The organism is Schaalia sp. ORNL0103, assembly GCF_019429565.1.
Taxonomy (GTDB): Bacteria; Actinomycetota; Actinomycetes; order Actinomycetales; family Actinomycetaceae; genus Pauljensenia.
This window is the reverse complement of the sequence record NZ_JAHXSA010000001.1, coordinates 255757-280330: the sequence shown is the minus strand read 5'-3', so window position 1 is coordinate 280330 and position 24574 is coordinate 255757. Positions and strand designations below refer to the sequence as shown.

19 protein-coding genes are annotated in these 24574 nt (G+C 66.1%); 10 read left to right on the top strand and 9 right to left on the bottom strand.

Annotation, left to right across the window (positions count from 1 at the left end):
- Nucleotides 1-90: 90 nt before the first annotated feature.
- Nucleotides 91-1083: a glycosyltransferase family 2 protein gene (locus JJJ16_RS01270; RefSeq protein ID WP_219751076.1), complete on the bottom strand. Its 993-nt coding sequence runs from the start codon at nt 1081-1083 to the stop codon at nt 91-93.
- Nucleotides 1080-2195: a glycosyltransferase family 4 protein gene (locus tag JJJ16_RS01265; RefSeq protein WP_225904954.1), complete on the bottom strand. Its 1116-nt coding sequence runs from the start codon at nt 2193-2195 to the stop codon at nt 1080-1082. The genes JJJ16_RS01270 and JJJ16_RS01265 overlap by 4 nt, the downstream gene beginning before the upstream one ends.
- A 99-nt stretch (nt 2196-2294) precedes the next feature.
- Between JJJ16_RS01265 and JJJ16_RS01260 the strand changes: the two genes are divergently transcribed.
- The 9 genes from JJJ16_RS01260 (at nt 2295) to JJJ16_RS01220 (ending at nt 13080) form a co-directional block, all read left to right on the top strand.
- Nucleotides 2295-3458, top strand: a complete 1164-nt coding sequence (locus JJJ16_RS01260; RefSeq protein WP_219751075.1) for a glycosyltransferase family 4 protein — start codon at nt 2295-2297, stop codon at nt 3456-3458.
- Nucleotides 3459-3486: 28 nt separating this feature from the next.
- Entirely contained in the window at nt 3487-5040 is a 1554-nt protein-coding gene (locus tag JJJ16_RS01255) for a DUF2142 domain-containing protein (RefSeq protein WP_219751074.1), read from the top strand.
- A 94-nt stretch (nt 5041-5134) separates the two neighbouring features.
- A complete protein-coding gene (locus tag JJJ16_RS01250) occupies nt 5135-6964 on the top strand; it encodes a phosphotransferase (RefSeq protein ID WP_219751073.1) in 1830 nt (609 codons plus the stop codon).
- A complete protein-coding gene (locus JJJ16_RS01245; RefSeq protein WP_219751072.1) occupies nt 6961-7938 on the top strand; it encodes a DMT family transporter in 978 nt (325 codons plus the stop codon). Before JJJ16_RS01250 ends, JJJ16_RS01245 begins: the two co-directional genes overlap by 4 nt.
- A gap of 56 nt (nt 7939-7994) precedes the next feature.
- Nucleotides 7995-8852 carry a LicD family protein gene (locus tag JJJ16_RS01240; protein ID WP_219751071.1) on the top strand — a complete coding sequence of 286 codons (858 nt, stop codon included), beginning with the start codon at nt 7995-7997 and terminating at the stop codon, nt 8850-8852.
- Between the two features lie 31 nt (nt 8853-8883).
- Nucleotides 8884-9783: a LicD family protein gene (locus JJJ16_RS01235; RefSeq protein WP_219751070.1), complete on the top strand. Its 900-nt coding sequence runs from the start codon at nt 8884-8886 to the stop codon at nt 9781-9783.
- Entirely contained in the window at nt 9780-11129 is a 1350-nt protein-coding gene (locus tag JJJ16_RS01230) for a lipopolysaccharide biosynthesis protein (protein WP_219751069.1), read from the top strand. The genes JJJ16_RS01235 and JJJ16_RS01230 overlap by 4 nt, the downstream gene beginning before the upstream one ends.
- Nucleotides 11122-12321, top strand: coding sequence for a glycosyltransferase family 4 protein (locus JJJ16_RS01225; RefSeq protein WP_219751068.1), 1200 nt, complete (start codon nt 11122-11124; stop codon nt 12319-12321). The genes JJJ16_RS01230 and JJJ16_RS01225 overlap by 8 nt, the downstream gene beginning before the upstream one ends.
- A gap of 510 nt (nt 12322-12831) precedes the next feature.
- Nucleotides 12832-13080: a hypothetical protein gene (locus tag JJJ16_RS01220; RefSeq protein ID WP_219751067.1), complete on the top strand. Its 249-nt coding sequence runs from the start codon at nt 12832-12834 to the stop codon at nt 13078-13080.
- A 104-nt stretch (nt 13081-13184) separates the two neighbouring features.
- Here JJJ16_RS01220 and JJJ16_RS01215 read toward each other — a convergent pair whose 3' ends face one another.
- The 7 genes from JJJ16_RS01215 to iolC form a co-directional block, all read right to left on the bottom strand.
- Nucleotides 13185-14327: a zinc-binding dehydrogenase gene (locus JJJ16_RS01215; protein ID WP_219751066.1), complete on the bottom strand. Its 1143-nt coding sequence runs from the start codon at nt 14325-14327 to the stop codon at nt 13185-13187.
- Between the two features lie 138 nt (nt 14328-14465).
- Nucleotides 14466-15812, bottom strand: coding sequence for an MFS transporter (locus JJJ16_RS01210; RefSeq protein WP_219751065.1), 1347 nt, complete (start codon nt 15810-15812; stop codon nt 14466-14468).
- 86 nt (nt 15813-15898) lie between these two features.
- Entirely contained in the window at nt 15899-17515 is a 1617-nt protein-coding gene (locus JJJ16_RS01205) for an MFS transporter (RefSeq protein ID WP_034465557.1), read from the bottom strand.
- Between the two features lie 405 nt (nt 17516-17920).
- Nucleotides 17921-19423 (bottom strand): CoA-acylating methylmalonate-semialdehyde dehydrogenase, encoded by a 1503-nt coding sequence (locus JJJ16_RS01200; protein ID WP_219751064.1) that lies wholly within the window; start codon nt 19421-19423, stop codon nt 17921-17923.
- 291 nt (nt 19424-19714) lie between these two features.
- Nucleotides 19715-21622 carry a 3D-(3,5/4)-trihydroxycyclohexane-1,2-dione acylhydrolase (decyclizing) gene (gene iolD / locus JJJ16_RS01195; protein ID WP_219751063.1) on the bottom strand — a complete coding sequence of 636 codons (1908 nt, stop codon included), beginning with the start codon at nt 21620-21622 and terminating at the stop codon, nt 19715-19717.
- Nucleotides 21623-21643: 21 nt separating this feature from the next.
- Entirely contained in the window at nt 21644-22516 is an 873-nt protein-coding gene (gene iolB, locus JJJ16_RS01190) for a 5-deoxy-glucuronate isomerase (protein ID WP_048673327.1), read from the bottom strand.
- Nucleotides 22517-22589: 73 nt separating this feature from the next.
- Complete coding sequence (iolC, locus tag JJJ16_RS01185; protein WP_219751062.1) at nt 22590-23555, bottom strand: 5-dehydro-2-deoxygluconokinase; 966 nt, start codon at nt 23553-23555, stop codon at nt 22590-22592.
- A gap of 190 nt (nt 23556-23745) precedes the next feature.
- Between iolC and JJJ16_RS01180 the strand changes: the two genes are divergently transcribed.
- The gene (locus JJJ16_RS01180; protein ID WP_034465543.1) at nt 23746-24513 is read left to right on the top strand and encodes a GntR family transcriptional regulator; all 768 of its coding nucleotides are present in this window, start codon (nt 23746-23748) and stop codon (nt 24511-24513) included.
- Nucleotides 24514-24574: the final 61 nt, after the last annotated feature.

Here is a 24574-nt window from a genome sequence, read left to right as displayed (position 1 = left end):
TATCAAGGCGTAGGCGCTACGCAGCTCCGCCCCGCGTTGTGTGCCGTGACGCACCCGCAGGCCCCGGCCTCGTCCACGAGGCCGACTCCCCTATCGTCGGGGACGCAGCGCGGTGCGGTGGCGCAGCGCGCGAGGCAGAGCGAGGAGCCCCTGGAGGACTCCGCGGGCCACCGGTCCCCGTCCGCCCGAGCGCACCGCCCGAGCAATCGAGCGGGCGATGGCGCGCGCGACAACGCCCCAGGGGGCGTGCTGGGCGGCGACGATGATGCGGTTGCGCGCGTTGACCCGCAGGAACATGGGCGAGGACGTGCCCGAGGAGGCCGCGTGCTCATGGTCGACGACGGCGCCGGCGACGAAGCGCACCTCGTACCCGGCCTCGCGCAGCTTGTAGGACAGGTCGGTGTCCTCGTAGTACATGAACAGGTCGGTGCGCACTCCCCCGACAGCTCGCCACGCGTCGGCGTCGATCGCACATGCGCCGCCGCACAGGCCGAAGACCTCGGGGGCAGGCAGCGGGGAGTTGGCGGGGTCCAGCCAGGAACGGTCATAGCCGTTGCCGGCGTGATCGACCTCGTTGCCGGTGGAGTTGATGAGAACCTGCCCGCCGCTATCTCCGTCGGCGACGCGCGTCCAGCGGCTGCCGTCGCGCGCAACGAGGAACTCCGTGTCGGAGGGGGTGGAGGGACGCCAGGTGCCGGTCAGGAGGATGAGCGCGGTCGTGGCGCCCACGGCCTCGCCCAGGGGCTCCAGGAGCGCATCGAGGAATCCGTCGCGCACGGTCGCGTCGTTGTTAAGCAGGACGACGGCATCCTCGCTCAGGCCGGCCGCTCCTGCCATGACACCGGCGCCGAAGCCGTCGTTCGTCCCGGCGTTGACGAGGGAGACGCGCGCGGGATCGGCGGCGCCGCGCAGCTCGTCGAGCCCCTTGCGCAGGACGATGAGCGAGTCGTCGTCGGATCCATTGTCGACGATGACGAGGTGGTCCCCCTGTCCCATCTGCGGGGCGATCGAGTGGGCGGCGCGCAGGGTGAGCGGCGCGTTCTTCCAGTTGACGAGGATGACCCTGCAGCTGCGCGCCCTCATCGGTCACCCGCCAGGGACGCGTAGATGGCGGCGTGAGCGGCGGCGGAGGCCTCCCACGTGTAGTCGTGGGCGCGCTCGATACCGGCGGCGGCGAGCCGGTCGTGCTCGCTTCCGGCGGCAGCCTCGAGGGCCTCGGCCAGGGCCGAGGCGTCGGTGGCCGGCACGAGGAGACCGGCGTCGCTGCCCGTAATCTCCGCCATGCAGGTGTCCACGCTGGTCACGACGGGCGTTCCGTGCGCCATGGCCTCGAGGACAGGCAGGCCGAAGCCCTCCCAGATCGAGGGGAAGGTGAAGACTCGGGCGCCCGCATACGCGCAGGCCAGGTCGGTGTCGTCGAGGCGTCCGAGGACGTGAACGCGCCCGGCAGGAAGCGGCGCGTCGGTGGGGTCGCTTCCCCATCCGGCGGGCCCCACGAGGACGAGGTCGAGGTCGGTGCCACGCATCTGCTCGTAGGCCGCAAGCAGGGTGGGCAGGTTCTTGCGGGGCTCGCGGGTGCCGACCCACAGGATGTAGGGGCGTTCGAGTCCGTGGCGGGAGCGGAACTCCTCCACCTGCGCGTCGGTGACGGGAGTGTGGCTCAGGCCGTGCGGGATGACGGTGATGCGTGAGGCGTCCAAGCCCGCTTCGATACAGTCGTCGGCGGTGGCCTGGGACGGAACGATGATGGCATCGGCGCGCTTCCTGGTGATCTCGAGGGCGCGGTGGAAGTACGCGGAGCCGTGGGCCGTGAAGTGGTCGGGGTCGCGCAGGAACGCGACGTCGTGGACTGTGACAGCCAGGGGGCGCGAGGTCGGCGGGATCGCCCACGTGGTCGCGTGCACGACATCCGCTCCGCCGCCCGATCCGACGCCGAGCATCCGGTCGACGCTGGGGGTGCCCAGCCGATCCCAGGCGGCGTACAGGGCGCGGCGAGGCAGCGCCGAGTTGAGCACGGGGATGGTCAGGCCCACCTCGTTCGGCGTGGGCTCGCCCGCGCCGCGCCGTGCGGCGATACCGATAGCACGCACGCCCTGGTCTGCCAGGCGAGCGGCGACCTCGACGATGTACCGGCCCGATCCTCCGGGCACCGGCTGCCACATTTGCTCGACGACCATTCCAACGTTGACGCTCATACATCCAGGGTAGTTCACGGGCGCGCGGGGGCGGTAACAAAAGTATCCGCGAGCGCAAAATGGCATACGATAAGGGGAATAGTTGTTGCTCCCGACCCAATGGGGATGATCGTGGCCCACTTCGTTTCTCACTCGCATCCGATCCGCGTCCTGCTGGATGGGACCGCGATCCCCGCAGACCTGGGCGGCGTCGGCCGCTACGTGGACGATCTGGTGCCCGAGCTGGTCGAGCAGGGCGTGGACCTGACGATGGCGGTCCAGGAGCGCGACGCCGAGCACTTCGCGACACGCCTGCCTTCGGCCCGCATTATCCCGATTTCGCAGCGTTTCGAGTCCCGTCCCGCGCGCATGGCGTGGGAGCAGACGGGCCTTCCCAAGCTGATCCGTAGGGTCCGTCCCGACGTCCTGCACTCCCCGCACTACACATCTCCGCAGTTCCCGGGCGTGCCCGTCGTCATCACGCTGCACGACGCGACGTTCTTCTCGCACCCGCAGGCCCACTCGCGCCTCAAGCAGCGCTTCTTCACGGCGGCGATTCGTCGCGCGATCCGCCGCGCGGACGCCCTCGTGGTGCCCTCTCTGGCAACGCGCGACGAGACCATCAAGTACGCGGGCGGAGACCCCTCGCAGTTCTACGTCGCCTACCACGGCGTGGATCGTTCGATCTTCCACCCTGTCTCCGACGCCGAGCGCGAGCGCGTCAAGGCGTCCCTGGGTCTGGAGGGCCGCGACTACATCGGCTTCCTGGGCACGCTGGAGCCCCGCAAGAACGTGCCGAACCTGGTGCGCGGCTGGGTGAAGGCCGTCTCGGACCGCCCGAATCCGCCGGCCCTCGTGCTGGCCGGTGGCAAGGGGTGGGACGAGGACATCGACCCGGCTCTGGCCTCGGTGCCCGAGCACCTGACGGTCCTGCGCCCCGGCTACCTGCCCCTCGAGGACCTGCCCGGTTTCCTCTCGGGCTGCGTCATTTTGGCCTACCCCTCGATCGCGGAGGGCTTCGGACTACCGGTCCTGGAGGCGATGAGCTGCGGCGCAGCAACGCTGACGACCCGACTGACTTCTCTGCCGGAGGTTGGCGGCGACGCCGTCGCCTACTGCGATATCGACCCAGATTCGATTGCTTCCGCTCTCACCGAGCTACTGGATGACCCTGCTCGCCGCGCGGCGCTGGGCGCGGCGGCGATTCCGCGCGCCGACGAGTTCACGTGGGCCCGCGCCGCTTCCGTCCACATCGAGGCATTCCGCGCCGCCGCCCATTCCTGAGTCGACCGCGCCCGAAGGAGGCCGCCGCATGTCCACGTCCACCCCGCAGCGCCGTACGCTCGTCGCGGTGCTCATCCTCGTTGCCGCGGTGGTTGCGGCGTCGCTGGCGTGGGTCGTGGCGTCCCCGGTCGGCTCCTCCCCGGACGAGGACTTCCACGTCGGTTCGATGTGGTGCCCTCCCCCGGTGGACAAGACGGGCTGCCAGATTTCCACCAAGGACGGCGAGAAGGCCGTCATGGTGCCACAGTCGCTGGCCAAGGAGTACGTCACCTGCTACGCCTTCGACCATGACAATTCCGCTCTGTGCGCCCTCAACGCATCGGACGAGGAGCTGGCGCCGACCCTGCGCTGGGACGACGGCAACTACCCCTGGGGTTACTACCAGTTCGCTCACCTGTTCGTGCAGCGCTCGACGAGCCACGCGGTGTTGGCATTGCGCACCGTGAACACGCTGCTGGCGATCGGCCTGATCGGCGCGATCATTGCACTGGCTGATTCGGGTCTGAAGCGCGCGATCAGCGTCGCCGTGACGGTTGCGTGGCTGCCGATGGGCTTCTATTTCGTCGCCGGCATGAACCCGTCGTCGTGGGCAATGACGGGCACGTTTGCATTTGCTGCTGGGCTACTGGCCGCCACCCGTTCGGTGGGGCCACGCCGGGTAGGTCTGATCGCCTGTGCCCTGGCCGGCGCGGTCTTGGCGTGCACGTCCCGCGGCGACAGCGCCTTCTTCCTCTTCGTCGTCACTGTCGCCCTGGCCTTCGCGGTACCGCTCAGCAGGCGCATCATTCCCGAGGCAACCCTGGCATGCGTCGCCTCCGTCGTGGGCATCTGGGTCATGGCGCGCACGAACGTGGCTGCCTCGCACCTGGGTTCGGGTAACGAACTGGCGGAATACTCTCTCAAACACATCGCGTGGCTCAACGTGTCCTCACTCCCCAACTACCTGCGCGGCTTCGTCGGACACCTGCTGGGACCGGGGTGGAACGACGTGTCCTACCAGGGCACCGTGTCCTACGGCGCCTCCGTCGTGGTCGTCGCCGTCCTGTGCTGGTCGCTGCGCTCACCGTCCTGGCGCAAGGCTCTGTCGGCGATCACGGTGGCCGGTGCAATCACGGGCGTTCCCGTGGTGATTGGCCTGCGCGGACACTTCAACAACGTGCTCACCTACCAGCCGCGCTACATGCTGCCGCTCTTTGCGGTATTCCTGCTCATGCTCCTGGCTCCCTCCCCCGCACGTGCGAACGATGAGGGGCGGCGCGTGGGCAGCGAGGAATTCCGACTCCCCACCAGCATCGCTGGGCGCGTGGGCACGGGGCTCGTGGCGGCGACATGGGCGCTCACTAACGCCCGGGCTCTCTACCTCGTCATCGAGCGCTACGCGTTCGGGCGTACACAGCACGGCTACCCCATCGACCTGTCGACGCGGAACCTCAGCGCGGGGAACGAGTGGTGGTGGCCAACGGCTCCGATCGGACCGATGGCCGTATGGATCCTTGGCACTGTCGCTGGCGCGCTTGCGATTGGCCTGGCCGTTTTCCTGTGGCAACGCTCCCCCGAAAAGGCGCCCGAGCCTCGTCGATAGACACTTCACACCCAAACCGTTCACAAATCCACCTAACAGTGCTATGCTCGAACATGTAGCGCCCAAGTGGCTTCCATGAACGAAAGGTGATCGCATGCCCACGACCAACGTCGGCACGCTCAGCGAGCCCCAATTCAACATCCTGAACGCACTGGCCAAGGCCGACTCCCCCCTCACGCAGCGGGCACTGTCGGAGGCCACCGGCATGAGCCTGGGGCGCGTCAACACCGCCACCCGCGAGTGCGAGGCCGCCGGCTACATCGACGAGCGCGCGATCACCGATGCGGGCCGCGAGGCCCTCGAGCCCTACCGCGTCACGGGCGCCGTCATCATGGCCGCGGGCCTGTCCTCGCGCTTCGCTCCCATCAGCTACGAGCGCCCCAAGGGCACGCTCAAGGTGCGCGGAGAGATCCTCGTCGAGCGTCAGATCCGCCAGCTCCACGAAGCCGGCATCACGAACATCGCGCTGGTCGTGGGCTACAAGAAGGAATACTTCTTCTACCTGGCCGACAAGTACGGCGTCGACATCGTCGTCAACCGCGAGTACTCCACGCGCAACAACAACGGGTCCCTCTGGCTCGTGAAGGACCGCCTGGACAACACCTACGTGTGCTCCTCGGACGATTACTTCACCACGAACCCCTTCGAGCCCTACGTCTACAAGGCCTACTACTCGGCGAACTACGTCGAGGGCCCCACCGACGAGTGGTGCATCAAGACCGGTCCGGGCGACCGCATCACGGGCGCAACCGTGGGCGGAGCCGACGCGTGGGTCATGCTCGGCCACGTCTACTTCGACCGCGTCTTCTCCGCGAAGTTCCGCGAGATCCTCGAACAGGTCTATCACCTGCCCGAAACGGTGTCGAAGCTGTGGGAGTCCATCTACCTCGACCACATCAAGTCGTTCGACATGGTGATCCGCCGCTACCCGGACGGTGTCATCCACGAGTTCGACTCGGTCGACGAGCTGCGCAGCTTCGACCCCCTGTTCATGGAGAACGTGGACTCCGAGGTATTCGACCACATCGTCGACACACTGGGCTGCACACAGGCCGACATCCGCGACTTCTACCCCCTCAAGCAGGGCATCACGAACCTGTCGTGCCACTTCGCGGTCGGAGACGACGAGTACGTCTACCGCCACCCCGGCATCGGCACGGAGAAGATCGTGGACCGCAGCGCGGAGTTTGCTGGCCTGCGCCTGGCCGCCGAGCTCGGCATCGACGACACCTTCCTCACGGGTGACCCCGAGGCGGGCTGGAAGATCTCGCGCTTCGTGCGCGACGTGCGCAACCTGGACGTCACCCGCCCCGAGGAGCTCAAGGCGGCCATGGAGATGGACCGCGCGCTGCACACCTCCGGTCGAATCCTGGACCGCTCCTTCGACTTTGTCACCGAGGGCTTGCGCTACGAGGGCCTCCTCAAGGCCTTTGGTCCCATCGACGTGCCCGGATACTTTGAGCTGCGCGACAAGGTCCTGCGGCTGAAGACCTTCGCGGACACGGACGGCTTCGATAAAGTCCCCTCGCACAACGACTTCTTCCCGCCGAACTTCCTGGTGGACAAGGACGGAAAGATCAGCCTCATCGACTGGGAGTACGCGGGCATGTCGGACATGGCCGCCGACTTCGGCACGATGGTCGTGTGCACACCGGAGATGACCCGCGAGCGCGCGGCCGCCGCCCTCGAGTACTACCTGGGTCACGCGCCCAGCGAGGCCGAGGAGCGCCACTTCTTCGCCTACGAGGTGTTCGCCGGCTGGTGCTGGTACGTGTGGGCCCTCGTGAAGGAGGCCGAGGGTGACGACGTGGGCGAATGGCTCTACACCTACTATTCGCACGCGACACGCACGCTCGATTCCCTGCTCGCAGCCTACGAGGCAGCCTCAAGCACTCAGATCTCGACGGAAGGTGAACTGGCATGAAAACTCAGCACGGAGGCAAGCGCTACGGCTTCTTCTCGGGTGCCCTGTGGGGCCTCGACACGGTAGTGCTGGCGATTGCGCTGGCCATGACACCGTTCCTCGACTTTGGTCAGTCAGCGCTCGCCGGGGCTGTCCTGCACGACGTCGCGTGCGCGCTGATCCTGCTGGTCTACATGGGTGTGCGCGGTCGCCTAACGGACACCGTGAAGGCGCTGCGCACCCGCCCGGGTAAGTCGGTGATCGTGGCGGCGCTCCTGGGCGGCCCAATCGGCATGAGCGGCTACCTGATCGCGATCGACAACATCGGCCCCGGCCTCACCGCGATTATTTCGACGTTCTACCCGGCGCTGGGCACCCTTCTGGCTTTCATTCTCTTGAAGGAGCGGATGGCGCCCCGCCAGATCGCGGCCCTCCTGGTCGCGCTTGGCGCGATCGTCGCGACCGGCTGGTCTGCGACGTCGGAGCCGATCGAGGGCGGCAACGCGATCCTGGGCGTCGTCGGCGCGCTGGCGTGCGTGATCGGCTGGGGATCCGAGGCCGTCATCCTCACGTGGGGCATGCGCGACGAGGCCGTGGATAACGAGGTGGCCCTCCAGATCCGCGAGACGACCTCGGCGGCCGTGTACCTGTTCATCGTTGCGCCCATCGCCGGCGTCTTTGGCTTCACGCTCCACTCGCTGGCCCACCTGTCCGCGGGCGTGGTGGCCCTGGCCGGCCTGGCGGGCACGGCCTCGTACCTCTTCTACTACAAGGCTTTGTCGGCGATCGGCGCCTCGCGCGGCATGGCCCTGAACATTTCCTACTCGGCGTGGGCGATCATCTTCGCCCTGGCGTTCCCCCCGCACACGATTCCGACGCTCACGCAGGTCATCTGCTGCATCGTGATCCTCGTGGGCACGGTCCTGGCGGCCACCTCCAACTGGGGTGACCTGCTTCCCAAGCGAACGGAGAAGGTCACGAGCTCCCAGGCGTGAGACAATGGCGGGTGGGCGCAGGCGCGCCCACCCGCTTAGTCGTATTCGGAGGACTTATGACGACGCCCGACGCCGACCTGCGCAAGGTCCAAAAGCTCCTGACGCTGATCCTGGCCGAGCTCGACCGGGTGTGCCGCCGCATCGGAGTGTCCTATGCGATCTACGGCGGCACCGCGATTGGCGCGATCCGCCACGGCGGCTTCATCCCCTGGGATGACGACATCGACGTGATGATGACGCGCGCCGACTACGAGCGCTTCCTGGCAGAGGCGCCCGCGCTGCTGGATGAGCGTTTCCGCCTGGACAACACGCGCACGCGCGAGGACTTCCCCTTCATGTTCACGAAGATGGTCATGCCGGGAACCCTGCTGATCCCCGAGGCGGACAAGGACTCGAAGTACCGGATGCCCTTCTTCTTGGACATCCTGCCTCTGGATGAGATTCCGGACGACGAGAAGGCCTTCCAGGAGATGTCGCGCCAGTCGTGGTGGTGGGGTCGCCTCCTGTTCCTGCAGGGCACGCCTCGTCCGCACCTGATCAACACCCCCGCGTGGAAGAAAGCGCTGATCTTCTCGGCGACGACTCTCGCGCACCTGGGCCTCAAGGCCGTGCGGGCCACGCCGCGCAGCCTGCAGGAGCGCTGGGAGCGCGCGGTTCGCCGCTACGAAGGCGCGGGCACGGGCGTGTACGCCGACTTCACGATGCGCGACCCGCAGAACTGGATCGTGCGCGAGGAGGAGTTTTTCCCCACCCGCGACGTTCCCTTCGAAGACATCACGGTCATGATCCAAAACGAGTACGACGCGCTGCTGCGCCGCGGATACGGCGACTACATGCAGCTGCCTCCCCCGGAGCAGCGCTACAACCACGAGGCCGCCGTCATCGACTTTGGCCCCTACGCCGACAGCTTGTAAGCCTCACGGCCCTGAAACGATCGGAGAACTGATGAGCGCAGCAGACCCCGCAACCCTGGCAGCCATTCAGCGCGTCACCAAGCGGTGCCTCGCCGAGATCGATCGCGTCTGTACACTCCTGGATATTCGTTACGTCGCCTACGGCGGAACTGCGATCGGGGCTGTGCGCCACCAGGGCTTCATCCCGTGGGACGACGACGGGGACGTATGCATGCCGCGGGAGGATTACGAACGTTTCATCGCCGAGGCCCCCGCTCTCCTTGGGGACGAGTTCTTCATCGCCTCCCCCGCCACTCACCCTGACTATCCGATCAGCTTCGGCGTGCTGGGCTTGAAGGGCTCGGAGTTCGTCTCGAAGGTCGCGAAGGACCGCTCCTTCCGCATGCCGATCGGCGTGGACTTGTTCGTCCTCGATGAGATTGCCGATGACCCGGCACGTTTCCGCGCCCAGTCGCGCGGCACGTGGCTCTGGGCGCGCCTCATGTTCCTGCGCTCCATCCCCAACCCGCCAACGGGGCTGCCCACGCCCGCGCGCCAGCTTGCCTCCGCGGCGATGGCCTGCGCCCACTGGGGCATGCGGGCGCTGCGCGTCAACGAGGCCTCGCTGTACTGCCGTTGGCTACGCGCCGCCCTCAAGGGTCGCGAGAATCCGCAGAAGGCGGCCGACGGCTCGATCTTGTTCGGTGATTTTTCGACGCGCGATCCGCGTCGCTGGAGCGCCTCCGAGGCCGAGCTCTTCCCGGCACGCTCCGTTCCCTTCGAGGACATCACGGTGCGCATCCCCGCCGCTTACGACGTCGTACTCACGCGCGGCTACGGGGATTACATGCGCATTCCGGACCCCGAGGATCGTGTCACCCACGAGCCCTTCCACATCGTATTCGGCCCCAACGATCCGGGGCCCGAGGCCCCCGAGGAGGCCGGCGCGTGAGCGAGAAGGACACCACGGCCTCGTCCATGCCGCCCGACTCCGGCGATGCGCAGGTCGAGGCCACGGAGGAGGCCCTCGAGTCGCGCGGCCAGCTGGGGCGCGACTACCTGTGGAACACGGCAGCCTCCCTCATGTCGAGCCTCGCCGTGGTCATCATGGGCGTGGCGATCATGCGCTCGGGTGCCACGGACTCCTTCGCACGCGCCCAGTACGGTCTGTTCACGCTGGCGCTGGCGATCGGCCAGCAGTATCAGACGGTTGGCCTGTACGAGGTGCGCACCTTCCACGTGACGGACGTGCGTCGCCGCTTCGACTTCGGCACGTACCTGTCGACGCGCCTGCTGACGTGCCTGGTCATGGTCGGCCTCATCGCCTACCACTCGTGGACCGCGTCGACGAAGGACCCCTACCCCGCGTTCACGGTCATCGCAGCGATGGCTCTCCTGCGCATCTTCGACGCCTTCGAGGACGTGTATTACTCGGAGTTCCAGCGTTCAGGTCGCCTCGACATCGCGGGCAAGGCCTGCTTCGCGCGCATTTTCACGACGACCTTCCTGTGGTCGGGACTCTACTGGTTCACCCAGAACCTGCTCACCTCGACACTCATCACGTTCGCGGTCACCTGCGTGGTGCTCGTGGTGGCCTACGGGCTGCCCGCGCGCGGCGTCTTCCCGCTTCTCCCCTCGTTCAATCTCCGAGGCATCGCGGGAATCCTGTGGGAGTGCCTGCCCCTGTTCATCGCCGCGTTCCTCAACCAGTACCTGGCGAACGCGCCGCGCTTCGCGATCCACGCGAGCCTCGGCGATGAGGAGCTGGGCGTCTTCGCGATCATCTACATGCCGGCGGTCGCGATCAACATGCTGTCGCTGTTCGTGTTCCGTCCGCTGCTTACCCGCATGGCGCTGCGGTGGGCGGAGGGCAAGCGCGAGGAGTTCCTATCGATAGTACGCAAGGGCCTGCTGACGACCGCAGCAGCGTTCGTCGTCGTCGCCGCGGTCACCTACGTGATCGGCGCTCCGCTCCTCACCCTCGTGTTCGGCACAGACGTATCGGGCTACGTCGGCGAGCTCATGGTGCTCGTCCTGGGGGGCGCACTCAACGCCGCCGGCGTCATCCTCTACTACGCACTCGCGACGATGCGCCGACTGCGCGCGGTCCTGGTCGCCTACGCGGTGGCCGGCGGGACGGCCTACCTGATCGCACCGATGCTCACGAAATCCCACGCCATGATGGGCGCCTCGCTCGCTTATGCTGCCACCATGGGGCTGCTCGCGATCCTCTTCGTCGCCTTCATGCTCATCCCCGCCCCTCGCGCGACCATCGAAACGGAGCCCGTCAATGACTGATCGCCCCCACTCCCCCGTCAAGGTCGGCATCTTCATGGAGTTCTTCCTGCCCTACCTGGGCGGGATCGAGCGCTACCAGGATCGCTTGAGCGAGCAGCTGCGCGCCCTCGGCTACGACCTGTTCATCGTCACGTCACTGCACGACGAGTCCCTGCCTCGTTTCGAGAACAAGGACGGCCTGCGCATCTACCGCCTGCCCACCAAGGGCCTCTTCAAGCAGCGCTACCCCTTCTTCAAGCGCGACGAGCGCTTCAAGGAGACGATGGCCGCGGTCGAGGCCGAGAACGCCGACTTCTACATCGTCAACACGCGCTTCCACCTCACCAGCCTGCTCGGCGCACGCCTCGCACATCGCCTGGGCCGCCCCGTCGCACTCATCGAGCACGGCACCGCGCACATGAGCGTCGGCAACCCGGTGCTGGACTTCTTCGGAGGCATTTACGAGCACGGCCTCACCCACTTCGTCAAGAAGCACGTGACCTCCTACTACGGGGTGTCGCGCAACTGCAACAAGTGGCTGCGCCACTTCGGGATCGAGGCCTCGGGCGTGTGGTACAACGCGGTCACCCCAGAGGATACGGCCGTCGCTGACGACCGCTACGAGCGCGAGTGGCCACGCGGCGGTGCCGACTCCGAAATCGTCATCTCCTACGCCGGCCGCCTCATCGCTGAGAAGGGCATCGTCGCGCTCCTCGACGCCTTCGCGCGCCTGCGCGCCGAACTCCCCGACGTACCTCTGCGTCTTGCCGTCGCCGGCTCTGGTCCCATCGAGGACGAGCTTCACGAGCGCTACGGCTCCGACCCCGCCGTGTCCTTCCTGGGCAAACTCGACTTCCCCGCCGTCATGAGCCTGTACCGCCGCTCCGACGTGTTCGTCTACCCGTCCATGTACCCCGAGGGCCTGCCCACCTCGATCCTCGAAGCAGCCCTGGGCGACTGCGCGATCGTGGCGACGCCTCGCGGCGGCACCGAAGAGGTCATCACCTCTCCCGCCCTCGGGTGGATCGTGGACGGCCGCACGTCCGCCGAACTCACGGACGCGCTCGTCCCCGCCCTGCGCGAGGCCGTCACCGACCCCGTGCGTCGCGCATCCTGCGCGGCGGCTGTGGGCGCACGCGTGCGCGAGCATTTCACGTGGCAGTCCGTGGCCCGAGAGGTCGCCTCCGTCATCGACGAGGCCGTGGCGCGCTAACTTCCCGCATCCTCGCGCCACCAGACCTCCGTGCGGCGCGAGCACGCATCTTGTTGTCTATGGCTGCTCTGTGTGCCGGTGGGCGGCGGCCCGCCCGCGAGATCGCCACACGCGAGCTCCGCTCGGAGTGATCGATCTCGAGGCCCGCCCTGGCCCTGCCACCGCCCACCGGCACCGCAGCCACCTCCACCCCAGCAGGCCTCACGCCACCCTCCAGTCGGGCGGCTTCTACCACCTGGCCCTGCCCCCTGACAGCCAGGCAGGCATAGACTCGCAGGTCACGCGCCCGACCGACATTAGAATTACTGACAAATGAAGACCTTTGTCCATTCCACAGTTCACTCGTTTTTGTATGGACAATTGACCGGCGCGACGAATAGGCTTATACCCGTCGGAAGGAACGAGCCCCAGCGGTTCGACGCCCTTCAATTCACAAGGCCGTGTGGGCACACACGGCCTTTATCCGTGTCTCCCACACACATTGACTTTCAATCACACCCAGGAGACACCATGGAAACCCTCGTCCGCGAGACCACGATTGCCGCTCAGTCCGTCCGTTCCGAGCAGGCCTCCGATACCTCCCTCGCCAACAATCTGAGCTTCGCCTTCGCACTGACCGCTGTCTTCATTGCCGGCATCACGATGGCCATCGTCGGCGCCGCCACGGCCTCGACCGTGATCCTCAGCTCCGCCATCATTATCACGACCGTCGCCGCCTTCGTGGGCGTGTACGGCATCCTCAACATGATGACGCGCTGACCTTTACGTCAGATCGATCCCGCGCGGATCGCCACAAACAATAAGTCAGGCCCACTCCCCCGAACCCCGGGGTGAGTGGGCCTGCCCCTATGCGCCGTCAGGTCTCACAGAGACATGTCGACGACAGCGCGACCCTGGACGGCGCGATTGCGCAGTGCCTCGTATCCGGCGGCCGCCTCGTCGAGCGAGAAGCGGCGCGTGACCAGGTCGTCGTAGTTGATGACGCCGCGCGCGGCCAGGTCAACGACCGCCGGCAGGTCCTGGCGCGTGCGCGCGCCGTAGGATCCGAGGATCGACTGGGAGCGGCGCACGGTCCGGTTGATCTCAACCTCGGCGGTCTGGCGGCCGGCACCCAGGCCGATCGGCACCATGCGTCCGCCGTCGGCGAGAACGTCAAGAGCGGTGCTCCACGTGGAGGGAATGCCCAGAGCCTCGAAGGAGACATCAACGCCGCGACCATTCGTCAGCTTGAGGACCTCTTCGCGGGCATCCTGGGTCATGGAGTTAATCGTCGCGGTCGCACCGAAAGCCTTGACGGCCTCGAGCTTGTCGTCTGCGACATCGATGGCGATAACCTGGGAGGCCCCGAAGGCGCGGGCGATCTGCACGATGTTCGAGCCCACGCCGCCCACGGCGACGACGGCAACGGTCTCACCGTACTTGATGTCGGCGCCGCGTCGGACGGCACCGTAGCCGGTCATGGCGGCGCAGCCCAGGATCGCCGACGACACCGGGTCGACACCCTCAGGCACGGGGGCCAGGGCGGTCGCGGGGACGACCGAGTACTCGGCCAGGCCACCCATCGAGTACATCTGGATGGGTTCGCCATCGAGGGAGTACAGGCGGGTCGTACCGTCATAGAGGACACCCTTGAGGCGGTTGAGCTCGAAGAAGGGCTCACACAGCTCGTCGCGGCCGGCGGCGCAGTGGCGGCACTGGCCACAGGGCATGAGGAAGCCGCCGGCGACCTGCTGGCCAACCTCGAGGCCGGTGTGTTCAGTGCCGGGGCCGAGCTCGACGATGACACCAGCGACCTCGTGACCGAGGACGGCGGGCAGCGGGAAGGCAATGGCACCTCCGATGACATGGAGGTCGGAGTGACACAGGCCACACGCGGTCACCTTGATGAGGACTTCACCGGCCTTGGGGCGCGGCGTGCGGATGGTTTCGACCTGGAGGCCCTTGTCGTAGTCGCGTAGGACGGCCGCGCGCATAGTGTCGGGAATAACGGGAGTTTCGGTGCTCATGGGCTTCACCTCGTAGTGGTTGGATGCCGCGTACTTCATCGATCACGGACATCTTTATAATAGCCAACGAGCAGACCATTTGTCAGGACAAATGACCTATATCTGATGATGACCTGACATAGACGAGGCCGAGGCCCCCTACTCCGCATACTCGTGAGGCAGGCGCACCAACAGAAGGATCAGGGCGATGCACTGCAGGACGAAGTAGACGCCGAGAGCCACGCCGCCGGGAAGGAAGACTGTGAAGCCGCCCAGGATAAGCGCGAAGGTGCGCGCCACCACGTTGAGGGTGATGACTGCCTGGCGCTGCCAGGTAACGAGCCACGGCGGAATACGCGGATCTATCGCGCCGTGACAGGCAGGGTAGATCCAGATGCGCTGCGCAGCCATCATGAGCAGGGCAACGATCAGCATCGCAACGGGGCCAATCTCCCCGTTGACAGAGAAGACAGCGACGCCAATCATCGAGGACAGGACAGCCCCCACGGACCCCAGCGACGCGCGCAGAAAACGGTGGGTGCCAACGCGGCTGACAGCGGTCAGGGTCGCCAACGCGATGAGCACAACGCCAGTAGCAAAGGTCAACTGCATCCAACCGTCCGCCCCCACACCGGCGAGCAACGCCGGCGTAAAGATGATGACCGCAACGACGAGGGGCGCCTCCTGCACACACACAAGGGCGAGGGCCGTCGCCAGCGCAGAGCGCACCTGGGGGATGGCGACGTCGCGCAGGTGCAGGGGGTGCTGCTCGCGGGCCATCTCCGCGTCGAGACGCACGTGGTCGATCTCGACCGAGGCCTCGAGCGCACCATGCAGAGACTTGAGCGCCAGGAAGGCGTCGACCTCGCGCCCCTTGGAGGCGTACCAGGCGGGAGATTCGGGCAAGAGCGAGGCCGCGATAAGAAGGGCGAGAGAAAAGCCGACGAGCGTCACGGAGGGCAGGAGCGGCCCCACACCGTGCACGAAGCCGAGGGCAATCCCCACTCCCCCGCCGACGCCAAGAAGGGAGTTGGCACGAGGCACGAGGCGGGCGTGACCTCGCAGGGACAGCTCGTGCGCCATGCGAGGCAACAGCGACCACAGGGCCCCATATCCCAGCCCGAGGAGGGCGTATCCAATGCAGTAGGCGACAACCACGCCCACCCCACTTCCACCAGCACCCACGGCGACGGCGCAGGTCGAGGCAATCACGAGAGATCCCGCGGCGAGCGTCAAGGCTCCCACGCAATTCGGGATGCGGCGCCCGATGTGCTCGGACAGAGACGGGGTGAGGATCGCAGACAGCAATGATGGGAGCGATAAGGCAGCAATGAAGAAGCCGATGGCGTGGGCGAAACCCGCAGACCAGACATGAATGGCCAGGACGCCATCGATGAGACCGATAGTGATGCCCGTCAGGTAGGCGAATGCGCGCATACGTGCCTCACCGCGACCAACCGGCGGACGAGCCGCACCGCTCGCGTTGCGCGTTGCACCTCTTACCATCACCTCTCCTCGTCTCGATGGTACGCGAGCGCCCGGTGGGGCGGCCAAGCCGCCCCACCGGGCTCACGCGTTCAGATCACTGCGTTTCAGGAGTAATCCTTCTGGAACTTCAGCTCCAGCTCCTCCAGCGAGTGGAACTTCGTCTCGGGGACGACCTTCCAGTAGAAGAGGAAGGAGAGGAAGTTAATGGCCGCGAAGATCGCGTACGTGCCTGCCCCACCGACGGTCGCCATGAGCGGCGGGAAGATGACGGAGACCAGCGCATTGGCGAGCCACAGGGTGCCCACCGCGATACCGAGGGCACTGCCGCGGACGGCGGCCGGGTAGATCTCGGAGACGAGGACCCAGGTCACGGTGCCGGACTGCTTGATGAACACGAAGAGGCAGACGATGCCAAGAACCAGCCAGGGGGCGAAGTTCGGGGCGCCGGAGATGTTGCCATCTGCGTCCAGGTAGGGGCTGATGAAGATCGCGAACACAGCGGACAGTGCTGCCAGGGAGATCGTGATGCCGAGCTCCTGGTACATGCCAACGTGGCGGCGAGCGAAGCGGGCGACGAGCCACAGGCCGACGGCGGAGCCGATCGCGGAAATACCACCGGAGACGACATTCAGGGTGATGGCGTCTTCCATGGGAACGCCGGCAGCGTTGAGGATCTTCGGCGTGTAGTACATGGCCGTGTTGATGCCGGTCAGCTGGTCGGCGATGCCCAGGATGATACCGATGTAGAGGAGCTTGCGGGCCCACTTAACCTTGAGGATCTGGGAGAGCGACCACTTCTCCTGCTTGGACTCAGCGCGCTGGACCTCGAGCATCTCGTTGAGCTCGCCGGCGACGTCGTCCTTCTTCTCGTCACGCACGCGCTTGAGGGAGCCGATGGCCTCGACGATGCGCAGGTTCGCGGCGTACCAGCGGGAGGACTCCGGCATCATGCGGATACCGACCCACAGCGCGATGGCGGGCAGCGAGCACAGGATCAGCATGTAGCGCCAGGTCAGGCCATTACCGGCGCTGGTGACCTCGGCGATGTTGACGGCGGCGCTAACTGTCTCCCACGCGACGGAGGTTCCAGCCTGGCCGAGCACGTGGCCAGACGCGTCCACGGCGTCACCGGTCAGCGTGACGGTCGGGCCGCCCTGCCAGCGGGCGATGACGGCGTTCATGGAGAAGGCCAGGAACTGGCCGAAGACGATCATCATCTGGTCGGTGGCGACCAGAACGCCACGCAGGCGCTTGGGCGCGGTTTCGCCGAGGAAGACGGGAACGGTCGCGGAGGCTCCACCGACGGCGAAGCCGAGGATGACACGAGCGAGGTACAGGACCCAGATGTTCGGGGCGATCGCACAGCCGATGGCGCCGAAGAGGAACACGATGGCCAGCAGAGTAATGTTGTGGCGGCGGCCGTAGCGGTCAGAGAGGCGACCGCCAAAGAAGGCGCCGGCGGCGGCGCCGATGCACAGCAGACCACCGACCCAGCCCTCTTCGAAGGTGGTCATGTGCAGGCCGCCGGCGTTTCCGGGCATGTACATGTAGGGCAGGGCGCCCGCGATGACGCCGGTATCGTAGCCGAAGAGGAGCGAGCCAAGCGTCGCGACGGCCGCGATGGCGCCCAGGGAGCACTTCTTGCCCGAGGCCGGGGTGGTCGCGACGAGGTCACGCACCTTATCGGGCGTGTAGTCGTCAATCGTTAGAGTGTTTGACATGTGTTTCTCCTATTGCTTCTTCTTTGGAGCTGTACGGATGAAGAGCGCTTCACCCTGGTCGGCCTAACGGCTGAGCAAGTCCCACTCCCAGGGAGCGAGGATACCTCGCCCACGATCGTGGAATCGCTGGGATCTCGACACTGATTGCTTGACGACATCGTCCCTGTGCATCGACTGGCCACACACTCTCCACTACCCCCTTTCGGCAGCGGTCAAGCATTTGGCAGATCTCGCGTTTGACTTAACAAACATTCGATCGAGTATCGCAACTTTGCTGACTCACTTAGTTTAACGCGCTATATTCATGATTTCAAGCGGCGCTGCCAAACAGTTTGTTACGACAAAGCCACATACAAAGGAGGGGTGGACGCAATGCGCCCACCCCCCATAAGGAGACTGTCAAGCTCAGCCGTTCGTCGGGAAGCTCATGCCGACGTAACCAACCTTCTCACCACGCTTGGGCCAACGGGTCGTGACGACCTTGGCCTTCGTGTAGAAGCGCACGCCCTCGGGGCCGTGAATGTGGGTGTCGCCCAGCAGCGACTCCTTCCAGCCACCGAAGGAGTAGTAGGCGACCGGAACAGGGATCGGCACATTGACACCGACCATGCCGGCCTCGACATCGACGACGAAGTGGCGGGCCGTGTCACCGTCGGAGGTGAAGATCGCGGAGCCGTTGCCGAACTCGGAGGAGTTCACGATCTCAATGGCTTCCTCGTAGGTGTCAGCGTGCACGACGACCAGGACCGGGCCGAAGACCTCTTCGCAGTAGACGCTCAGGTTGCGATCCACACCGTCGATGATGGTGGGGGCCAGCCAGAAGCCATCCGCGTATTCCTCGCCCTCGGGGCGGTAGCCACGGCCGTCGAGGACGATGTTCGCGCCCCTCGCCTCGGCCTCGTCGATCCACTTGGTGATGCGCTCCTGGGAGGAACGGGTGATGACCGGACCCATCTCAGAGGCCGGGTCGGTGCCGGGGCCGACGACGATCTTCTCAGCGCGAGCCTTGATCGCGGGAACCAGCTTCTCCTCGACGCCTCCGACGGCAACGATCACGGGCAGGGCCATGCAGCGCTGGCCGGCAGCGCCGAAGGCGCCGGCGCTAATGTGCTGCGCGGCGAACTCGATGTCCGCGTCGGGCATGACGATCGCGTGATTGTTTGCGCCACCCAGAGCCTGGACGCGCTTGCCGTGGGCCACGCCCGTGTCCTGCACGATGTGGGCGACCGGGGTGGAGCCAACGAAGGAGATGGCATCAATGCCGGGGTGAGTGAGGATGTCGGTGACCAGGTGGCGATCGCCGGCGATGACGTTGAACAGGCCGTCGGGCAGGCCCGCCTCCTTGTAGAGGCGAGCAATGATCAGCGAGGCGCTGGGAACGGTCGAGGCAACCTTGAGGATGAAGGCGTTGCCAGTGGCCAGGGCGACCGGGTGCATCCACATGGGGACCATGGCCGGGAAGTTGAAGGGGCAGATGCCGGCGACGACACCGACGGGCTGACGCAGGGTGTGCACGTCCACGCCGGTCGAGGCCTGATCGGTGAACTCGCCCTTGAGGGCAGCGTTGATGCCACACGCAAAGTCGATGGTCTCGCGGCCACGGGCGATCTCGCCGAGGGCGTCGCCGTGGGTCTTGCCACCCTCGCGCACGATGGCGTCGGCGATCTCATCCTGGTGATCGATGACGAGCTGGCGGAACTTGAACATGATGTCCACGCGCTTGGCCAGGGCGGTTCGAGCCCATTCCTTCTGCGCGTTGCGGGCGATCTCGACGACGTGGTCGAGGCAATGCTTGTCGGCCAGGGCGAGCTGGTCGACGACCTTACCGGTGGCAGGGTTTTCGATGTCGATAGTCTTCTCAGAGTGAGCGACGTACTCTTCGCCGTTGACCCACAGGTTGATTGTCATTGGTTTTACCTTTCTTCCCATTCATCCACGAATGGCGAAACAACTTTGTTAGGACAAAGTGTAGCATGTTCCTAGGACCTATGTCGCGACATCTGCAACATCAGCGCAAACAGGGACCGAATTGTCCCGTCTATTGGACACGCCCCATCGACAACTCCCCGCCCCAGCCAACGCGCCGTTCCAAGAGGCGTTTCACGAGGCGTTTCACGCCGGTGCTACTCACGCACCGAGGCATACGTGAGCGGGGCGGCCCCGGATTTCTCCGGGGCCGCCCCTCACACACTCAGCTCATCACAGGTAGTGACGCTGCGGCTTGCGATCACTGCGGTAGTCCTCGTACGCACGCTGCGTCGACTCGAGCACGGACACCTCCGAGATCGCCACGTCCCACCAGGAGGATCCGGGCGGGTTGGGGCCCATCAGGTCGGTCTCGATGTGGATCATGGTCGCGCGATCCGAGGCAGCGGCAGTCTTGTAGGCCTCCTTGAACTCCTCGATCGTGTGGACCTCGAGCACGTCGATGCCCCACGAGCGTGCGTTCGCCGCTATGTCCACGCCAGCGATCGTGTCCGTATCCTCCAGGTGCGAGCCGGTCCCACGCTGGCGGTACTTCGTGCCGAAGCGCTGGGAGCCGCGCGACTCGGACAGGGCGCCGATCGACGCGAAGCCGTAGTTCTGCAGCAGGACGTAGATGACCTTGATGCCCTCCTGGGCAACCGTGGCCAGCTCCATCGGAAGCATCTGGTAGGTGCCGTCGCCGACGATCGAGACGACCTCGGACTGCGGACGCGCCAGCTTGACGCCCATGGCGGCCGGGACCTCGTAGCCCATGCAGGAGAATGCGTACTCGACGTGGTACTGGACGGGGGTCTTGGCCTGCCACAGGGCCTGCAGGTCGCCGGGCATCGAGCCGGCGGCGTTGATGACCACGTCCTCGTCGCCCATCAGCTCGTTGAGGGCGCCGAAGACCTCGGTCTGAGCGGGCAGCGGGGCGTTGCCCACGTGGTAGCACTGCTCGACCTTGGCGGCCCAGGCCTCGCGCTCGGCGGCGATCTCGGCGGTGTAGGCCTCGTCGACGCGGTAGTCGGCCAGCTCCTCGGTCAGCGCCACGAGCGCCTCGCGCGCGTCGGCCACGACCATCTCGGCGCTCTGCTTGGCGGCGTCGAAGGGCGTGATGTTGATGTTGACGAAGGAGACATCGGGATTCTTGAACTGCGTCTTCGAGGCCGTGGTGAAGTCGGAGTAGCGCGTGCCCACGCCGATGATCAGGTCGGCCTTGTCGGCGAGGTGGTTGCCCGAGTCGCCGCCGGTGGAGCCGACGCCGCCCACGGAGCAGGGGTGATCGCAGTTGATAGCACCCTTACCGGCCTGCGTGTCGGCGACCGGGATACCGGTCGAGGCCGCGAATGCGCGCAGCTCCTCCGAGGCCTCGGAGTAGATGACGCCGCCGCCGGCGATGATGAGGGGGCGCTTGGCGGCGCGGATCTTGGCGACCGCGCGCTCGATGGCGGCACGCTCGGCCGGGGGACGGCGCACGTGCCACACGCGCTTGGTGAAGAACTCGACCGGCCAGTCGTAGGCCTCGGCCTGAACGTCCTGAGGCAGAGCGATCGTGACGGCACCGGTTTCGGCCGGGTCGGTCAGGACGCGCATGCCGTTGAGCAGCGAGGGAATCAGCTGCTCGGGACGGTTGATGCGGTCGAAGAAGCGCGACACGGGACGGAACGCGTCATTGACGGTCACGTCGAGCGAGGTCGGATCCTCGAGCTGCTGGAGGACCGGGTCCGGGATGCGGGTCGCGAACTGGTCGGAGGGGAAGATGAGGACGGGCAGGCGGTTGGTCGTCGCCGTCGCGGCGCCCGTGACCATGTTGAGCGAGCCGGGGCCAATCGACGCGGTCGTCATCCAGGTCTGTAGGCGGTTCGTCGTCTTGGCGAATGCCGTGGCCGCGTGGACGGCACCCTGCTCGTTGCGGGGCATGATGTAGGGCATCGGGTTCTCGCCCTCGGCGGGCGCAATCTCGTTCTGCAGCAGGGCCTGACCGATGCCGGCGACATTACCGTGGCCGAAAATACCGAAGGCGCCCGCGATGAGGCGGTGCTCGACGCCGTCGCGCTCGGTGTACTGGTTGGACAGGAAGCGAATGATTGCCTGCGCGACCGTCAGGCGCACGGTTCCCTTGTAGGCTTCTTTGCTCATGGGTAGTCCTTTCGGGCTTTCTTACTTGTTCATGGGGAGGCGGGGGTCTACTTCCTGGTTTTCCCAGGTCGCGCGGATCCAGTGGTGCGCCGGATCGTCGGGGGCGAGCCACACGAGGTCCTCGTTCGGGCCGGCCATGACGTTCAGGTAGTACATGTCGTAGCCGGGGGCCGCGACGCAGGGGCCGTGGTAGCCGTGGGGCACGAGGGCGACGTCGCCGTCGTGGACCTCGCAGCACAGGTCGATCGGGCGGCCGGGGCTGCCGTAGGTGCGGTGCAGGCCAAAGCCCTTGGACCCCTCGGGGCCGTCTTCGATCTCGAAGTAGTAGATTTCCTCGAGCTCACGCTCGTCCTCGGAGTCCTGCTCGTGCTTGTGGGCCGGGTAGGAGGACCAGTTACCGCCGGGGGTGATGACCTCGCAGGCCAGCAGGTGGGAGGTGGTGACGCCCTCGACGGCCAGGGAGTAGTTGTTGACCTGGCGCGAGCAGTCGCCGGCGCCGCGCAGGTCGATGCGAACCTGGCTCTTGGGGTAGTAGGCGACGGGGATGTCGCGGGTGGCGATCGCGGAGGGGAAGGCGAAACGGCCGCCCTGGGCGGAGGTGATCGTCAGGGTCTTGCCGCGTCCGACGTACAGGTAGTCGGTGACGCCGGAGAAGACGCTGCGGCGCCCCTCGAGCTCGAAGGTCTGCCCGTCGACCTCGACGGTTGCGCCGCCGGCGAGGGGCAGGACGAGGAGCTCAGCCTCGCCGGTTTCGACGACCTGGGAGGCGCCGGCCTCAAGAACGAGGACGCGCAGGCCCGAGAAGGCCCAACCGGCACGCTGGGGATCAATGTCGACGGTGAAATTGCCGTGGCCGGAGGAGCCGGCGGGAACGTAAATATCGGGAAGAGTCATCGTAGTCTCCTGAAAGTTGGGCATCGGTGCCGCTGGATGAAAGAGGGGACGAGGCTGGGGCGAGTCGGGTGGGTTACGGGACGACCCCCGTTTCGACAAAGGCGTGCAGCTGCTCGCACGTGGGCATCGCTGTCGAGCATTCGATGTGCAAACACACGTAGGCTCCCGCGGCCGAGGCGTAACGGATTGTGCGCTCGAGGTCCCATCCTTCGACGAGGCCATGGATGAGCGCGCCTCCAAAGGCATCCCCCGCGCCGAGGCCGTTGACGACGTCCACGTCCCAGGCGTCGACCCACACGCGCTCGTCGGCGGTCTTGGCGAGGGTCCCCTTGGGCCCCTGCTTGACGATCGCCAGCTTGACGCCCCGTTCGAGGAGGGCGTCGGCCGCTCCTTCGGGATCGGAGACGCCGACGGCCATCTCGCATTCCTGGCGGTTACCGACGGCGACGTCCACGCGGGACAGGACGGCTGCGACGCGCGAACGCGCCTGGGCCATACCGCTCCACAGGTTGGAGCGGTAGTCGAGGTCGAGGATCGTCACGCCATTGGAACGGTCGCGGTGATCGAGGGCGCGCAGGTGCAGGCCGAAGGAGGAGTCGCGCGAGAGGCCAGTCACGGTGAACCAGAAGATTCCGGCGCGCTCAACGGCGTTCCAATCCACCTGGTCCTCCCCCAGCTCCAGGTCCGGGGCGCTGGGTTCTCGATAGAAGTAGAGCGGGAAGGAGTCGGGCGGGAAAAGCTCGGCGAAGGTCACGGGTGTGTGGAAGTCGCGCACGGTGACGACATGGTCGGAAGAGACGCCGAGACGTTCCAGCTCTCGAGTCACGAAACGGCCGAAGGGGTCGTCCCCCACGCCGGTGATGACGCCGGCGCGGTGCCCGAGGCGCGCGGCGGCGACGGCGACGTTCGTCGGGCTGCCACCGAGGAACTTTCCGAAGGTCTCAACGTCTTCGAGATGGGCGCCGACCTGGAGAGGAAAAATGTCGATACCAGAACGACCCATTGTTAGAATGTCGACATAGCGGCGTTCAAGGGACATCGTTGGTCCTTCCTCTCCATTGGGGTCGCCCGCAAGCCTGACGTTCCAAGGATGCACTATCGACAGGCAATCGTCAAACTTTGTCCATACAATATATTTCAGCGCGTCACTCTCACCCTTTACATCAACGCTGATACTATGTAACCCTATATATTTAGCACCGCTGTCGCGCCACACACGAAGGTTTGACATGTCCAAAGCATCGCCCGCCTCGGAGAACACCCCCTACGTTCCGGACATCACGCTGGATCGCTCCTCCCCCGTGCCGCTGTACTTCCAGATTTCGGAGCCCATTGCACAGCTCATCAACTCCGGCGCCCTGCCTGCGGACACGCGCCTGGAGGACGAACTATCGATGGCTGCGCGACTGCATGTCTCCCGCCCCACTGCACGACAGGCGCTCCAGCGCCTGGTCGATCGCGGCCTGCTCACGCGCCGTCGCGGCGTCGGCACAATCGTGTCCCCGCGTCACGTCCACCGCCCCATGGAGCTCACCTCCCTCATGCGCGACCTCGTCGACGCCGGCCACAAGGTCCACACGACGATCCAGCGCTACGAGGCGCGCCCAGCCAACGCCCAGGAAGCCGACGCTCTCAAGATCGCCGAGGGCACCCTCATCGTCCACATCGAGCGCACGCGTTTTGCCAACGACGAGCCAATCGCCGTGCTCACCAACGCCATCCCGACGGACATCGCGCCGACCATGCAAGAGCTCGAGTCCGGCTCCCTCTACGACCTCATGCGCGAGCGCGGGGTCACCCTGGCCTCGGCCCGCCAGGTGATCGGCGCCCGCAGCGCGACAACGAAGGAAGCCAAGCTCCTGTCCGAGCATCGCGGCGCGGCCCTGCTCACGACGCAGCGCACGACGTACGACCCCTCGGGACGCATCGTGGAGTACGGCGACCACATCTACCGAGCATCGCGATACTCCTTCGAGGCCAGCCTTTTCGCACAGTGACAAAGCATTGACACTTTGTCCTAACAAACTGTTGACAGGCAGTAGCGCTCGCCGTAGACTT

Bases quoted from the DNA above. Each gene is read 5' to 3' on its own strand.
- iolD (WP_219751063.1), bottom strand. From the start codon at position 21,622: ATGAGCAAAGAAGCCTACAAGGGAACCGTGCGCCTGACGGTCGCGCAG.
- JJJ16_RS01260 (WP_219751075.1), top strand. From the start codon at position 2,295: ATGGGGATGATCGTGGCCCACTTCGTTTCTCACTCGCATCCGATCCGC.
- JJJ16_RS01240 (WP_219751071.1), top strand. From the start codon at position 7,995: ATGACGACGCCCGACGCCGACCTGCGCAAGGTCCAAAAGCTCCTGACG.
- JJJ16_RS01225 (WP_219751068.1), top strand. From the start codon at position 11,122: ATGACTGATCGCCCCCACTCCCCCGTCAAGGTCGGCATCTTCATGGAG.
- JJJ16_RS01180 (WP_034465543.1), top strand. From the start codon at position 23,746: ATGTCCAAAGCATCGCCCGCCTCGGAGAACACCCCCTACGTTCCGGAC.
- JJJ16_RS01265 (WP_225904954.1), bottom strand. From the start codon at position 2,195: ATGAGCGTCAACGTTGGAATGGTCGTCGAGCAAATGTGGCAGCCGGTG.
- JJJ16_RS01200 (WP_219751064.1), bottom strand. From the start codon at position 19,423: ATGACAATCAACCTGTGGGTCAACGGCGAAGAGTACGTCGCTCACTCT.
- JJJ16_RS01235 (WP_219751070.1), top strand. From the start codon at position 8,884: ATGAGCGCAGCAGACCCCGCAACCCTGGCAGCCATTCAGCGCGTCACC.
- JJJ16_RS01205 (WP_034465557.1), bottom strand. From the start codon at position 17,515: ATGTCAAACACTCTAACGATTGACGACTACACGCCCGATAAGGTGCGT.
- JJJ16_RS01220 (WP_219751067.1), top strand. From the start codon at position 12,832: ATGGAAACCCTCGTCCGCGAGACCACGATTGCCGCTCAGTCCGTCCGT.
- iolB (WP_048673327.1), bottom strand. From the start codon at position 22,516: ATGACTCTTCCCGATATTTACGTTCCCGCCGGCTCCTCCGGCCACGGC.
- JJJ16_RS01250 (WP_219751073.1), top strand. From the start codon at position 5,135: ATGCCCACGACCAACGTCGGCACGCTCAGCGAGCCCCAATTCAACATC.
- iolC (WP_219751062.1), bottom strand. From the start codon at position 23,555: ATGTCCCTTGAACGCCGCTATGTCGACATTCTAACAATGGGTCGTTCT.
- JJJ16_RS01245 (WP_219751072.1), top strand. From the start codon at position 6,961: ATGAAAACTCAGCACGGAGGCAAGCGCTACGGCTTCTTCTCGGGTGCC.
- JJJ16_RS01215 (WP_219751066.1), bottom strand. From the start codon at position 14,327: ATGAGCACCGAAACTCCCGTTATTCCCGACACTATGCGCGCGGCCGTC.
- JJJ16_RS01255 (WP_219751074.1), top strand. From the start codon at position 3,487: ATGTCCACGTCCACCCCGCAGCGCCGTACGCTCGTCGCGGTGCTCATC.
- JJJ16_RS01270 (WP_219751076.1), bottom strand. From the start codon at position 1,083: ATGAGGGCGCGCAGCTGCAGGGTCATCCTCGTCAACTGGAAGAACGCG.
- JJJ16_RS01210 (WP_219751065.1), bottom strand. From the start codon at position 15,812: ATGGTAAGAGGTGCAACGCGCAACGCGAGCGGTGCGGCTCGTCCGCCG.